The sequence below is a fragment of the Haladaptatus cibarius D43 genome, assembly GCF_000710615.1.
GTDB lineage: Archaea > Halobacteriota > Halobacteria > Halobacteriales > Haladaptataceae > Haladaptatus > Haladaptatus cibarius.
The window spans coordinates 682,984-696,675 of record NZ_JDTH01000001.1 but is presented as its reverse complement, the minus strand read 5'-3'; the positions used below and the strand labels follow the sequence as shown (position 1 = coordinate 696,675).

The following is a 13,692-nucleotide window of genomic DNA, read 5'->3' as shown; positions in this document are numbered from 1 at the left end:
TTCACGGTTATGTTTCCGAGCCTTCTTAGCACCGCATTCGGCGGCGTGTTCGTCTTATTTTTCCTGTTCGCAATCGGCGCACCACTCGTCCTCTGGATGCTCATCGAATCGGAAGGCGACCGGGAGCAAGCCCAACACAGCGATTGGGAAAACGCCGAGCGTTCCGCTCGGCGCGACACGCGCGATGAGCATATTCAATCCTTGTTTGCGAATTCTCTGATTTCGGAAGCCACTATTGAAGAGAAAATATTTTCAATGGCGCGTGTCGTCGGCTAGTGTATTCACAGGTGTGTAATTGTGGCAAAGATGAAGACTACAAACCTCGAAACGGAGTTGAGCCTCTTCAAATACGATAGTTTGGAGCAGTTACCCGAAGAATATCGGACGCTGAGTGAACACGAGCGAACGGAGCGAATCGAGCGTTCGCTCGACCAGTTGGACGACGACGTGGTCGTTCTTGGCCACAACTACCAGCGGCGCGAAATCGTCGAACATGCGGATTTCGTCGGCGACTCCTACCAGTTGAGCGTCGAGGCCGCGAACGCGGACGCAGAATACGTCGTTTTCTGTGGCGTCACCTTCATGGCCGAATCGGCGGACATCATTACCGACGACGACCAGACGGTCATCCTCCCGTCGATGGAGGCGTCGTGTCCAATGGCCGGAATGGCGGAAGCCCTGCAAGTCGATTCCGCGTGGGAGAAAATCGAGTCTTCAGCACCGGACGCAGAGATCATTCCGATTACGTATATGAACTCCTACGCCGACCTGAAAGCGTTCTGTGCGGAACAGGGCGGTGCAGTGTGCACGTCTTCGAACGCCCATCGGGTGTTCGAGTGGGCGCTGGAACAGGGGGACAAAATCCTCTTTTTGCCGGACAAGCACCTCGGCGAGAACACCGCCCACCGACTCGGGTTGGAGGGCAGCACCGCGGAGTGGAATCCGTGGAATGCCGAGGAGCAGGACGGAAACGCGGTCGCAGAGAGCGACATCATCCTCTGGGATGGCTACTGCCAAGTCCACGAGCGATTCACGGTTGACCACATCGAGAGCGTTCGTGGAGACCACCCCGAGGCGCAGGTTGTGGTGCACCCGGAATGTCGCAGGCAAGTCGTGGAATCCGCCGACGTGGTCGGTAGCACGGCGACGATTTGCGAGACGGTGGCCGACGCTGACCCCGGCGAAACGTGGGCAATCGGGACGGAAATCCACCTCGTTCGGCATCTCCAACGCTGGCACCCTGAAGTTTCCGTGGTTCCGCTCTGCGGCGATGCCTGCATGGACTGTAACGCGATGCGCCAGACCGACCCGAACTACCTGACGTGGGTGCTCGAAGAACTGGTCTCCGGTCGGGAGCGAAACGTCATCGAGGTTCCGGTGCAGGAAAAAGAACTCGCCATGCTGGCCCTCGACAGGATGCTCGAACTATGACGGGGACGGAAAAAATCGAGGAAGCCAGCGAAGCGAGAAAGCCAAACGAAACGGACGTGCTCGTCGTCGGAAGCGGAATCGCGGGATGCAGTGCGGCCCTCGCCGCCGCCCGCGCCGGAGCGTCCGTTCTCGTCGTGACGAAGGCGACCCGCCCGGAAAGCGCCGCGACACACTGGGCGCAGGGTGGAATCGCGGTTACACGCGATGCTCCGGAATCCCTCCGGAGCGACGTGATGACCGCGAGTGCGAACACCGCGAACCCCACTGCTATCGACGTACTGGTCGAAAACGCGGGTGAGGCGGTAGCGGACGTTCTCATCGACACGCTCGGGATTTCCTTCGACAGGGAAGGCGACAAGTTCGATTACGGCAAGGAAGCGGCCCACTCAGAACCCAGAATCCTGCACGTCGATGCGAGTACCGGCCAACATATCCTCGGACCGTTCTGTTCGTATCTCGATTCACACCCTCGCGTGACGATGCTGGAAGACACCGCCGCGCTCTCGCTTCTCACCCACGAGGGTCGCGTCCACGGCGCGACCCTCGAACGCGATGGAAAGACGTGGGCAACCATCGCGGGAACGACGATACTCGCAACCGGCGGAATCGGCGCACTCTACGGAACGACGACGAACCCGGGTTCAGCGACGGGGGACGGCATCGCCATGGCCGCACTTGCCGGGGCGGAGACGGAAGATATGGCCTACGTGCAGTTCCATCCAACGGCGTATGCAGGCGACGATTTGTTCCTCGTCAGCGAGGCGGTTAGAGGCGAGGGCGCAGTGCTCCGGAACGCGGACGGAGAGCGATTCATGCCGGGCTACCACCCAGAGGCCGAATTGGCCCCACGAGATGTCGTCGCTCGCGCGGTTCAGCGCGAGCGCGACGTGACGGGGGAAGTCACACTCGATACGACGCCACTGGACTTTTCCGGGACGTTCCCCGACCTCGCCGAAAAATGCGACGAGCGCAGTGTGCCACACGACTCGATTCCGGTCGCCCCGAGCGAACATTTCCTCTGTGGCGGTATCGCGGTGGACGACCGCGGACGGACGACGCTCGACCGTCTGTTCGCCGTCGGCGAATGCGCCCGAACCGGCGTTCACGGCGCAAATCGACTGGCTTCGACGAGTCTCCTCGAAGGGTTGGTTTGGGGACTCCGGGCGGGAGAATCGGCGGTCGGATTCGACGCCGACTCCTCGGCCCTCGAAATGCCGACCGCGCTGAACAGCGACCCCGCGCTTCCGCCCGAGTTCGCCCGCGACAAATTCGTCCGGCTTCAGAGGGTGATGGACGAGTGCGTCGGCCTCAGTCGGAACCAGACCGACTTGAGACGGGCGACATCAGCCTTGCGACGACTGAAAGGCGAAGTCGATGCCTACGTCAGAACACGAACGAGTCGCGAACTCTACGAACTCAGGAACGCGAGCATCGTCGCGCTTCTCGTCGCACGCGATGCGCTGGATGCCGAACCAGTGGGCTGTCATCACGTGGAGGAAGTCGATGCAGACTGACCGCGACGTGGAGCGATGGCTCCGCGAGGATGTGGGACATCACGACGTGACGAACCACGTTCCGGGTGAAACGACCGGACGACTCGTCGCTCGGGAGTCAGGCGTCTGTGCCGGACTCGATGCCGCGGTTGCCGTGTTCGAATATCTCGGCTGCGAACCGAGGCGACTGATAGAATTCGGCGAGCGATTCGAGACAAACGAAACGATTCTCGAAGTAACCGGGCCAGCAACCGACGTTCTCCGCGGCGAACGGGTCGCGGTCAATATCACGGGTCACGCGTCCGGCATCGCAACGAAAACCGCGACGGCGGTTTCATCAGCACGCACCGTCAGCGACGAGGTTGCAATCGCGGGAACGCGGAAGACGACGCCCGGTTTGCGCGGCATCGAAAAACGAGCGATTGCTGCGGGCGGCGGCGACACCCACCGACTCACCCTATCGGGCATGGTGATGGTCAAGGACAATCACATCGCAGAGATGGGATTGGTTGGTGCAGTCTCTCATTTCCGCGAAAGGGCATCGTTCGCCACCAAAATCGAGGTCGAAGTCGAACGGCCGCAGGATGGGGAACGGGCCGCCGAAGCCGGTGCGGACATCGTTCTGTTCGACAACTGCACCCCCGCGGAAATCGAACGCGGCGTAAAACTGCTTCCCGACGGCGTTCTCGCGGAGGCCAGCGGCGGTATCGAAATCGAAGACGTTCCCGACTACGCCGCAACCGGCGTGGACGTGATTTCGTTGGGAACACTGACCCACTCGGCCCGGAGTCTGGATTTCTCGTTTCGAACCGGATAACTTCGCGGGAGCGGTGACCGAAATCACGCGAACCGAGAACGGTTTTACAGCTGAGTGAAACGTAGTCGTATGGACTCGTTCGAGAAGACAGCAGTGGAAGCGTGTCGAGTCGCAGGCGAGTACCTCGTCTCGGAGTTCGAACGCGAATCGCTCGACGCGGACTACGGGCCGGACGACGTGAAGGCGGTCGCAGACCGCGGTTCCGAGCGGCAGATTTTGGATGTCCTTACGACGGCCTATCCCGACCACGGGGTTTTCGCGGAGGAATCCGGCAAGCGGGTCGGCGAGAGCGACTATCGCTGGGTCGTAGACCCGTTGGACGGAACCAACAACTTCTGTTCGGGGATTCCGTACTTCGGAGTCGCGGCCGCGCTTCTCCGTGGGAACGAACCGATTCTGTCCGTGATTCACGACCCGCTTCACGACGACACCTACGTCGCAAAGCGCGGCGAGGGAGCGACGCTGAACGGCGAACCGATCCGCGCCGAAAGCGCCGTAACGAGCGACCACGCGACGGTTGCCTACGCCGTCGGCATCAACGTGCTTCGGGACGAGGAGTTGAAAGCGCAGAGTGACGAACTCGAATCGAACCTGTCGGGGTACGGAAAACGCGTTTGGCGGAGTTGGGCACCGGTTCTCGACTGGGGACTGCTGGCGCGCGGGAAACTCGAAGCCGTCGTTTGTTTCCATCCGGACGACGTCGAACAGCACGCCGGTTGGTTGCTCGCTGAAGAAAGCGACGCGCGACTGGCAAACGAGGGCGACCTGTTCGTTGCGACTGCGAGCGACGACCTGTTCACGGAACTCGAATCACTGTTCTGATGGCATTTCCTCGACAATCGTCACCCGACCAACTCACACATTCTGAACAATCGTTACAATTATTGTCTGTCGTGCCATATGCTACCATATGGCAGCCAAACAGGGTCGTTCACCGTTCGAGAGACTTCGGAAACATTACGAAAAGACGGAACGACGGTGCGCAGAGTGCGGTTTCGTGGACGACGAGGGCGAGTGGCGCGTTACTGCGCGTGGTGGGGAGTTGCATTTCCAGCACATCTGCCCACGGTGTGATGCCATCGACACACGAGTACTTCGGTACGGTCGCTAGCGAAGCAGTGACTCGCCCGTCATCGCTTCGGGCTGTTCCACCCCGATAACCGACAACAGCGATGGCGCGAGGTCACAGAGCGACCCCCCTTTCCGAATCTCTTTTTCTCCACCGTCGCCCTTTGGCGAGAGGTAGACGAGCGGAACCTCGTTGTAGGTGTGGGCCGTGTGCGGGTCGTCCGGCGTTCCCATGTCGTCCGCATTGCCGTGGTCTGCCGTGATGAAGACGTGTGCGCCGTGATTTTGGAGCGTTTCCACGAGACGCCCGAGTTGTTCGTCCACCGCTTCGACGGCGGCGACCGCGGCGTCGAAGTCCCCGGTGTGGCCGACCATGTCCGGGTTCGCGTAATTCAGCACGAGCACGTCGGGGTCGTCGGAGTCGATGACCGAAATTGCCGTGTCGGTCACTTCTTTTGCACTCATCTCGGGTTGTTGGTCGTAGGTCGGCACGTTCGGACTCTCTACGATGCGCCGGATTTCGCCGTCGAATTCAACCTCACGCCCGCCGTTCAGGAAGTAGGTGACGTGGGCGTACTTCTCCGATTCCGCGAGTCGAAGCTGTGTCTTGCCGTTGTTTGCGAGGACTTCGCCGAGCGTGTCCTTCGGCTGATCCGGCGGGAACGCAACCGGCAAGTCGAACTCCGCGTCGTACTGCGTCATCATCACGAAGTCGATTTCCGGCGGGTTCGTTTCGAACACCCAAACGGGGTCGATGTCACAAAGCATTCGCGTCAACTGTCGGGCGCGGTCGGAGCGGAAGTTGAAGAACACGACTGCATCGCCGTCCTCCAGTGCCTTTCCACCGGAAATCAGGGTCGGTTCCACGAACTCGTCCGTCTCGCCGCGCTCGTAGGACTCGCGAACGGCATCGACCGCAGTTTCGGCGACGAACTCGGTTTCCCGGTTTACGATGGCGTCGTAAGCGCGTCTCGTGCGCTCCCAGTTCTGGTCGCGATCCATCGCGTAGTAGCGGCCCGTGACCGTCGAGACGTGTCCCGTTCCGTTCTCCTCGATGACGGCTTGCAAGTCCGCGAGGAATCCGGCCCCGCTTTCCGGCGGCGTGTCGCGCCCGTCCGTGAAGGCGTGCGTAACAGCCTCGATGCCGCTGTCTCCGGCAAGTTCGATAAGCGAGTAGAGGTGTTCCTGCGCGGAGTGAACCCCACCTTCGCTGACCAATCCCAGGAAATGAACGCGACCGTCGTGGTCGTTCGCGTAGTCGAAGGCGTCGCTGATAGCTTCGTTCTCGCCCAATTCGCCCGCTTCGATTGCGTCGCTGATTCGGGTGTACTCCTGTCTGACGACGCGGCCCGCGCCGATGTTGAGGTGGCCGACCTCGCTGTTTCCCATCTGTCCTTCTGGGAGGCCGACCCTGCGACCCGACACGGTGAGGGTTCCGTATGCACCTGCTCCCGCGAGTCGGTCGAAGTTCGGCGTGTCGGCGGCCTCGATGGCGTTTCGCCCGCCGTCTTCGTTTCCAAGTCCCCACCCGTCGAGAACGATGAGTCCCGCTTGCATGGGCGAACCGTCGTCGCCGTGGGGTAATTACCCTTCGCCCGATGGACGATATTCGGGAAAATGCGGGTACATCTCTGGGGAGGGGACGGCGACATCGCTCTCTGCACAACCTATTTGGTTTCGGCGGTGAATCGAAACACGATGGAAGTTCCCTTCGATACCGGCGTGCTCTGGATTGCGCTCTGGTTCGGTATCGCGTCGGTTCTCGCGGTGTTCCTCATCTGGCAGTACCGAACCAGTGGCCGGATTAATTACCAGGTTCTCAGTGGGGTCTTCGTCTGTTCCGCTGGCGGTGTCGAACTCGGCATGGCACAGAGAACAGTTCCGGATAGTTTCGTTCCGAACGCGCTCGTCATCGTCTGTATCGGGATTGCAATACTCTCGTTCGCACGCGGCGTTCTGGTTCACCGAAAGCGAACGGAGCGCGCGATGCAGTCCGAATAGTTCACCGGGTAGTTCACACCTACTGCCCGCGGTTTCGAAAGGTGACCTTTTTTCCGGGTGCGACGGGATGGGGCGTGCATGACCTTAGACCCCGTCCACTTCGATGGCATCGCCACGTTGGCGGACGAGATAGAGTACGAGGGCGAAGAACGCAACCATCAGGAACTCGCCCGGAACGTCTGGGAAAACTACCTCGACCCGCTGTATCACGAGGGGACGAAGGTGCTGGAACCGCTCGGAACGCTGGAACGACGGCAGGCGAACATGCAAGACCTCGCGCTCGAAGACGACCGATTCGAGACGATGCACGGACTCGACTCGGGAACGACCAACCCACTGCCGTTCAAAAACGGATTGGTGGTGGACGTGGCACACGCCGCGATGAGTTCGTCGCCCTCCGACCTCGATCTGCACGATTCGCGGACTGTCGTCAAGGCGGTTCACACGAACGACGTAGAGCGCGATTTCGGCAGCGAGTGGAAACCGTATGCCAAGAACAGCAAACGCAAAATCGTCCATGTACCGCGCCGCGATGACTTCGAAGAGGACATCGTTCACGCGCTGGCGCTGTACCGCGCCGAGAGTCGCCACGCACTCGACCACGCCGATGACGTGTCGGATTTCCTCTTACTGGACGGGCCGATGTATCCCAAGGGAATCCTCCGGTGGCGAGACCGCGGTTCCGTACTTCCCGACCTGTTCGAGAACTCCAAAGCAGTTGAGAAAATCCTCCAAAACTACGTCCGACTGGTGGAGCGGTTCGCCGAGCGCGACGTTCCCCTCGCGGGATTCGTCAAGAACATCTCCGCGAAGTCGATAATTCGAACGCTTCGGAAAAAAGACGGCGTGAACGCGCCGTGGGCGCACGACGCGGCATTTTTCTCGCAGGTTCTCGAACGCGGAGAGTACGAGAACGGCGAGTACGAGCGATTGACGGACGATTTGACGCTGACGAACTGGTTCGTCTCCCGAGCGGGATCTGATTCCTTTTTCGGAAGCAGGGAAGCAGACCACCACGTCGAACGCGAGTTCGCGCCGGAACAGTACGAGGTGACGTTTTGTGTCATCTACGACCCGCGGCGTGATTTGTTGTACAAGGTCGAAGCACCGCGAATTTTCACCGAAGACGAAACCTGCCGCGAAAAAATAGAGCGCCAGATTTTGAAGGAAATCGCCGTCGCAAACGGCCCGCCGGTTGCCATCTCGAAAGCGGATTCGCTCGCCAAAATCGGACAGCAGAGCACGGGGTCGTTGGTACGGAGTTTCGAGCGGTCGTTCGACAGCGAGTTGGATGCGAACTACAACGCGGTTCGCTGGGGCCGAAACTACTGAGGGTCGTTCTTTTCGACGGAAATCTCTACGTCGTCCATCTCGACGCCGATGCGGGCGAACTGCGTTCTGATGTGCTCTTCTGCGGCGTCTATCGCCTGCTCGCGGGTGTCGAATCCACGGGGCATCGGCGTCTCGAAGGCGACGTGAACCTCCTTTCCGGAGACTACTTGCGCGGTGCCGCCGCTTTCGACCTGATAGAACTCGTCGCACACCCACACGTAGGGGGCGTCTTCGTCCGGTGCACCCTTGAACGTGGGAGCGCGCTCGCCGCGTTCGTACAACGACCCGGTGAGGGTGGTTCCCCCTGCTTCACCGCGAACGAGTAACATAGGCTGAAATACGACGTGTGAACATAAAAGGAACGCGGGAGAACGGGTATGACAAACAAAGTCATGGGGAGGAAGTCGGGGTACGATGGCTTGTTTCGATGGCCCGAACGATGGAGACAGATACCGTATTTCGTATATCTCAGCCGATGCAGTCGACGCTCGGTAACGTCCTCGGTTGGAAACTCGTTTCCGTCCTCTCGGAACGAATCGAATAGTCAGGTGTCGAATTTCGGGCGTCTCGAAAGCGACGTGCGAAACACGTTTTACGCACGCTTGAGATGACAGGCCCATGAGCGAACTCGGGGATTTTTCAGAACAGGGTTTCGATTCGGGCGACGAATCGGGGAGCGATGAGTCCGCCGCAGAGACGGAATCGAGCGGGATGAAAACCGACGATTCGGGAACGAAAACCGGCAACGGCGATTTTAGCGAGATGGAACTCGACCCGGTCGGCGACGACCACGGAATCGGAAGCCTCGCCGTGTCCGAGGGGTTGGCAATCGGTGAGGACGAGGACAACACGCGACTCCGGGCCTACGTGACCGCGCCGAATCGAGCCGACGTGCGAATCGGAAAGTATCTGCTCGTTCCCTATCCTGACGGCGAGAAACTGTTCTGTCGGATTACGACCCTCGAATATGCACAGGAGTTTCACAGCGACGACGCCACCGAAATTCACGCGCGTCGGGCCATGCGAAGCGGGCCGATAGACGAGGCAGATTACAAATTTATGGCGACGTTAGAGCCGATTGCTGTTCTGTTTGAAGACGACGGCGACTTGAAGCGACGAATGACCGACCGCGTTCCGAAACCCGAAACCGTCGTCACGCAGGCCCGCGACAAGCGCGACATCAAAACCGGGCTGAAGATTCCGGAAGACGGCGTCTTCCTCGGCCACCTCTCGGTCGGTGGCGAGAAAGTCAGAACCGCGGCTGAGCCGCCGACCATCGACTACCGCGTGAAAGACGATTACGAGTCGGGCGACCCACTTGTTTTCCGCCACACGCTCGTCGCGGGCGGAACCGGGTCGGGGAAAACCCACGGCGCGAAGAACATGCTTCGACAATACCTCTCCGAACAGCGCACCTATCCGATGGAGGACGGGCGTGACGCTCGGATGGCCGTCGTACAGTTCGACCCGCAGGACGAGTACGCCCAGATGCACGACGACAATCCCGAGGTGGAGACGGAAGACGAGCGCAGGTGGGAACGCGAGGGAGTCGCCCACGGTGGACACACGGAGACGAAGGCGTTCGTGCCGAAGGTGAGCGGCGTTTCGTACTCCGCCAGTCACCACAACGCGGAGCAGATCGAGTTCACGATTCCGTTCTCGATGGTCGGCGACAACCCGTGGCTCGTTGCGGGTGCGAAACTCAACGACAACCAGTATGGGGCGCTCACCTACCTTCTCAAGCGATTTTTCCGCAGCCGGGGAGACGACGGAACCTATCAGGAGTTTCTCTCCTATCTGGACGATCCGGCGCTGCGCGAGGAGTTGGACGAAAGCGGCAGGGTTCACGAGGCGACGTTCGACGCAGTCAAACGTCGCGTTCGGTCGGTTCCGAGCAGTGTGTTCGACCAGTCGGCCGAACCGATTACCGACCTCGTCCCGCGATTCGTTCGCTCGGGGCGGTTGTCGGTGGTTCCGACGTACCACCTGCCGACGAGTCGGGCGAAGGAGATGGTCGTCCTCGCGGTGTCGAGTCTGCTGGTCGATGAAAAGCTGTCGAACTCGCCAGACCACCCGGCAATCAAGGAAACGCCGTTGGTCGTCGGGATGGACGAAGCCCACAACTTCCTCTCGGATGCCGAAAGCGTGCAGGCCCAGAAGGTCATCGGGAAGTTCACCGACGCAGCGAAACAGGGACGGAAAGAACGACTCGGCCTGTTCCTCATCACGCAAGACCCACAGGACATCGCGGATTCGGTGTTCAAGCAAATCAACACGACCGTGGTGTTGAATCTGGGCGACGAGGACGCAATCAAGAGCGTGAACATTCCGCCGAACTTGGAGAAGAGGGTGCCGTACATGGAGAAAGGCCAGATGGTCGTTTACTCCCCGGACAACTCGGAACCGGTCGAACTCATCGGCCTTCCAAAATGCGTCACCCGCCACGGACGGGATTGAGCAATCGACGTACAGATATGTTCTCGGTTTTAACCAACTCCTGCTAGTAGTTATCACAGCGCAGTACCACTTTCTTTACTCGTGAACTCGTTGCTGCAATTTGTTTCGTATTTGTATTATTTAGATAAATTGAAGCTATAGTAACAAATAATATTTGATGTACTATGAACCAAACGGCACTGACGGAATATCTCGAATCGCATCCACGAATGATAGGCGTCCTGTTCTCGGCGAGTCTGCTGTTGATGCAGGCCGGAACAGTTCTCGCGTGCTGTGGTGACTCGACGAACGGCCCCTAACGGAGGTCAGCCGCAGTTATTTCGTCGCTCCAATACAGTTCGTTTGCGAAGGTGACCGGCAACACGCCACAGTTGAGATACTCATCGAGTTCCGCTTCGGACACGACCCAACTGTCGAGCACTCCCGAGTTGAGGTACTGCGTATCCTCGTCGTTGAGATGGGGTCGAAATAAAGCCCCAATACGACGGATTTGCGAGGGATACACCATAATATCGACTTCGAAGGAATCCTCACTCTCGCGCCCCACTCGGAGGTGCATCGGACACCCGCTTTCACACTGCACCAGCGCCAGTCCACCGTCTCCGACCGTGATGTACCGGTAGCCGGTCAAAATCTCGTTTTTCGCTATTTCGAGTCCAGTTCGGAGCGAAAATCCGATGTTGAGCAGACGAGCGAGCGCCCGTCCGACTTTCGTCGCACTGACGTTCGCAATTTCCGACAGCGTGACGACGCCGCCCCGGCTTCCCTTCTCGACCAGCGCCATGCCCTGCTCGTACGAGCGACAGGCGTTGAGCAAAAACGCCTTCGTGCGAACCACATCGAGCGTTCTAACGTCGAGATAGCCGTCGGAACACTGCATCCCTTGGTCATCGACGTGGCCGATGTAGTGGACGAAATCGAGGGGACGGGCGAACAGTTCCGCGAGTTCGTCCGTCGTCAAATCGTAGGAGATGCCCACGTCGAACTCAAGCAGGTCGCGGAAGCCGTAGAACTCGTTGACGACGCCCTCCTCTTTCATTCGCTCGTCGTTACAGACGACGTGAATCTCGATGTTCGAATCGTCCGGCGCTGTTCCTTCGATTCGACGGCGACAGGATTCGACGGTCGTCTTGTTGCTTCCGAGCGGGTAACCGTCCCCTATCCACGCGTGTTCGACCGAGTTCGAGGGGTCGGGTTGCACGATGTCGTTCACCGACGCGGTGTCGCCGGTACTCCGAACGAAGTCGGCTCGATAGAACTCCGTCAGCGGTTTGGGCTGTGACCGAACCGTCCGCGTGGCCGGTTTCGGCGGACACCGAACCAGTGACAGGTCGTTCGCCACGAACGGAAGACTCTCGGTGTTATTCGCCGTCGGCATCACGTCCGTCGTGAGATGCCAGTCCGGAAGGTGCGGTTCGAGCGTCTCGAACGGTACTGAGAGATACGCCGCCAGTCGCTCCGCGAGCGATGCATCGTAGAGCGCGGCGAAATTCAAATCGACCAACGGCTCTACCTGCTGGCGCTCGTGTAAATCGACTCGGTAGTAGCCCTCCGTTCGGACGAGACAGTCGAGGAAAAACACCTGCTGGAGCGTGTTTGCGACCGTGTTGCCGAAGCTATCGGAACTCGCAAGCGACCGTTCGAATCCGCTTGCGGTGAGGCGTGGCGACTCCCCCGGAACGACTTCCGCACCGAGGTAGTACGCGAGCGGCGTCGCCGTATAGACGGCGGCGCGCTCTCGTGGCACGACGAGTGAAACGCCCGTCTCGGGACGCTCGATACCGTCAGGAACTGAAAATTCGTCACCTCGTTCGATGAGTGGCGGATGTCCCCGCAGGGTCGGAAACGAGCGTTCCGGACTCGTCGTTTTCAGCGCCGACCCGAACAGAGAAATCGCCCGCATCGAATCCTCGATGTCGTCCGTAACCGTGATGGTTCCCGCCGGTTGTTCGTGAAACGAGCGCGCGCCGACTCGAACCGGAACCCGTTCGTCAAAGTCGAGGACGACCGATTGGTTTCGTTTTTCGATGCACACCCCACTTTCGACGGCGAGATACAGCTTCATTGGTGCCGTGTTGAGTTCGAGGTTGTACGCACCAGCCGAAACCGTCGTGCCGTCGTCCGTGACGCTGTAGCTCGCCGTGAGGTCGCCGTCCTGTGTTCGGACGTACACCCCCGTCAGCCTCGGAATTTCTATTTTCTTGGTTTCAAATTCGACGGCGGCATCGACCGGAAAATGAAACCCCTCCGGGTCGGCAGGGCAAAGCGGCGACTGGTCGGGCGTGTACAGAGCGAACCTGACGCTCTCGATGGGGTCGTTGATGAGCAATCCCGGTCGGTTCGGTGGTGGTTCGAATGCTGGTTGCATCGTCTCAGAGTCGTACCCAGTTGGTACTTCGTTCGTATGCAGGCACGTGCCATCGTTGTTCCGGCACCAATCCATCACGTTGGCGGAGTTCGATACGCGCGTCGAACAGGGGCGACAGTTCCGTCACGAGCGGGTCGTCGTCCGCTATCGGCAGGTGGTAGTGGCCCATTGCTCGCACGCCCCGAATAATCGCGGTGAGCATCCGTAAGAAACACTCGAACTCCGTGCGGGAGTGCTGTTCGGCCAGAAAACTCAACGAATCGACCGACAGACGGAGTCCGGCCGGTTCCAGTCCGCCCGTCGTCGTGTCGAAAAAACCGATTGCGAGAACGATTTCCTCGGCGAGATTCCACAGTTCGTTTTGGCCATCCCGTCGAGACGGAAGTTCGACGTCTGCAACGCTGGCGCTGGTCGGTATCGACCGCTCGCCGTTTCGCTGGTCGATGACCCAGACGTTGGAGCTGTCGAGTCGAACTCCGGTCGGCAGACACGGTTCGACGCGTCGCGTCGTCGAATCGGTCAGCGCCACAATCCGTTTGCGGTCGGCTGCAGGGTCGCCAAGAAGCGTTCGCGTCGCTCGCGCACTGACACGTTCTGACACCGGTCCAGTGATGAGGAGGTTGCATCCGCCTGTTTTGAGTTCCGCGAGCAGATTCGAGAATCCGGGGACGCTTTCGTCGCCGCGAAACTCGATACCGTCGAGCCCCATTTTACCCTACTGATGA

Annotated in this window: 14 protein-coding genes; 10 read left to right on the top strand and 4 right to left on the bottom strand. The window is 59.7% G+C overall.

Going from position 1 to position 13,692, the window contains the following annotated elements; all coding sequences use genetic code 11:
- Positions 1-9: 9 nt before the first annotated feature.
- From HL45_RS03650 to HL45_RS03625, 6 genes are all read left to right on the top strand, one after another.
- Positions 10-276, top strand: coding sequence for a hypothetical protein (locus HL45_RS03650; protein WP_049969738.1), 267 nt, complete (start codon positions 10-12; stop codon positions 274-276).
- A 21-nt stretch (positions 277-297) separates the two neighbouring features.
- Positions 298-1,431 carry a quinolinate synthase NadA gene (gene nadA, locus HL45_RS03645; protein ID WP_049969737.1) on the top strand — a complete coding sequence of 378 codons (1,134 nt, stop codon included), beginning with the start codon at positions 298-300 and terminating at the stop codon, positions 1,429-1,431.
- Positions 1,428-2,945, top strand: a complete 1,518-nt coding sequence (locus HL45_RS03640; RefSeq protein WP_049969736.1) for an L-aspartate oxidase — start codon at positions 1,428-1,430, stop codon at positions 2,943-2,945. The genes nadA and HL45_RS03640 overlap by 4 nt, the downstream gene beginning before the upstream one ends.
- Complete coding sequence (gene nadC / locus HL45_RS03635) at positions 2,935-3,741, top strand: carboxylating nicotinate-nucleotide diphosphorylase (protein ID WP_049969735.1); 807 nt, start codon at positions 2,935-2,937, stop codon at positions 3,739-3,741. Before HL45_RS03640 ends, nadC begins: the two co-directional genes overlap by 11 nt.
- A 69-nt stretch (positions 3,742-3,810) precedes the next feature.
- Positions 3,811-4,563: an inositol monophosphatase family protein gene (locus HL45_RS03630; protein WP_049969734.1), complete on the top strand. Its 753-nt coding sequence runs from the start codon at positions 3,811-3,813 to the stop codon at positions 4,561-4,563.
- An 88-nt stretch (positions 4,564-4,651) separates the two neighbouring features.
- Positions 4,652-4,852 carry an HVO_0649 family zinc finger protein gene (locus HL45_RS03625; RefSeq protein ID WP_049969733.1) on the top strand — a complete coding sequence of 67 codons (201 nt, stop codon included), beginning with the start codon at positions 4,652-4,654 and terminating at the stop codon, positions 4,850-4,852.
- Here the strand turns inward: HL45_RS03625 and gpmI are convergent.
- Complete coding sequence (gpmI, locus tag HL45_RS03620; RefSeq protein ID WP_049969732.1) at positions 4,849-6,366, bottom strand: 2,3-bisphosphoglycerate-independent phosphoglycerate mutase; 1,518 nt, start codon at positions 6,364-6,366, stop codon at positions 4,849-4,851. The genes HL45_RS03625 and gpmI overlap by 4 nt on opposite strands.
- Before the next feature lie 60 nt (positions 6,367-6,426).
- Here gpmI and HL45_RS03615 point away from each other — a divergent pair, with 60 nt between their 5' ends.
- Complete coding sequence (locus HL45_RS03615) at positions 6,427-6,810, top strand: hypothetical protein (protein ID WP_049969731.1); 384 nt, start codon at positions 6,427-6,429, stop codon at positions 6,808-6,810.
- Between the two features lie 78 nt (positions 6,811-6,888).
- Complete coding sequence (locus HL45_RS03610; RefSeq protein ID WP_049969730.1) at positions 6,889-8,142, top strand: DNA double-strand break repair nuclease NurA; 1,254 nt, start codon at positions 6,889-6,891, stop codon at positions 8,140-8,142.
- Here HL45_RS03610 and HL45_RS03605 read toward each other — a convergent pair.
- A complete protein-coding gene (locus HL45_RS03605; RefSeq protein ID WP_049969729.1) occupies positions 8,136-8,471 on the bottom strand; it encodes a DUF7113 family protein in 336 nt (111 codons plus the stop codon). The genes HL45_RS03610 and HL45_RS03605 overlap by 7 nt on opposite strands.
- 289 nt (positions 8,472-8,760) lie before the next feature.
- Between HL45_RS03605 and HL45_RS03600 the strand changes: the two genes are divergently transcribed.
- Together HL45_RS03600 and HL45_RS21750 are read left to right on the top strand one after the other, a co-directional pair.
- Complete coding sequence (locus tag HL45_RS03600) at positions 8,761-10,599, top strand: ATP-binding protein (protein WP_049969728.1); 1,839 nt, start codon at positions 8,761-8,763, stop codon at positions 10,597-10,599.
- A gap of 164 nt (positions 10,600-10,763) precedes the next feature.
- Positions 10,764-10,898 carry a DUF7503 family protein gene (locus tag HL45_RS21750; protein ID WP_267879579.1) on the top strand — a complete coding sequence of 45 codons (135 nt, stop codon included), beginning with the start codon at positions 10,764-10,766 and terminating at the stop codon, positions 10,896-10,898.
- Here HL45_RS21750 and HL45_RS03595 read toward each other — a convergent pair.
- On the bottom strand, positions 10,895-12,967 hold the full coding sequence (locus tag HL45_RS03595; RefSeq protein ID WP_049969727.1) for a lyase family protein: 2,073 nt from the start codon (positions 12,965-12,967) through the stop codon (positions 10,895-10,897). The two genes, HL45_RS21750 and HL45_RS03595, sit on opposite strands and share 4 nt — an antisense overlap.
- A 4-nt stretch (positions 12,968-12,971) precedes the next feature.
- Positions 12,972-13,676 (bottom strand): DUF7504 family protein, encoded by a 705-nt coding sequence (locus tag HL45_RS03590; RefSeq protein WP_049969726.1) that lies wholly within the window; start codon positions 13,674-13,676, stop codon positions 12,972-12,974.
- Positions 13,677-13,692 lie beyond the last annotated feature (16 nt).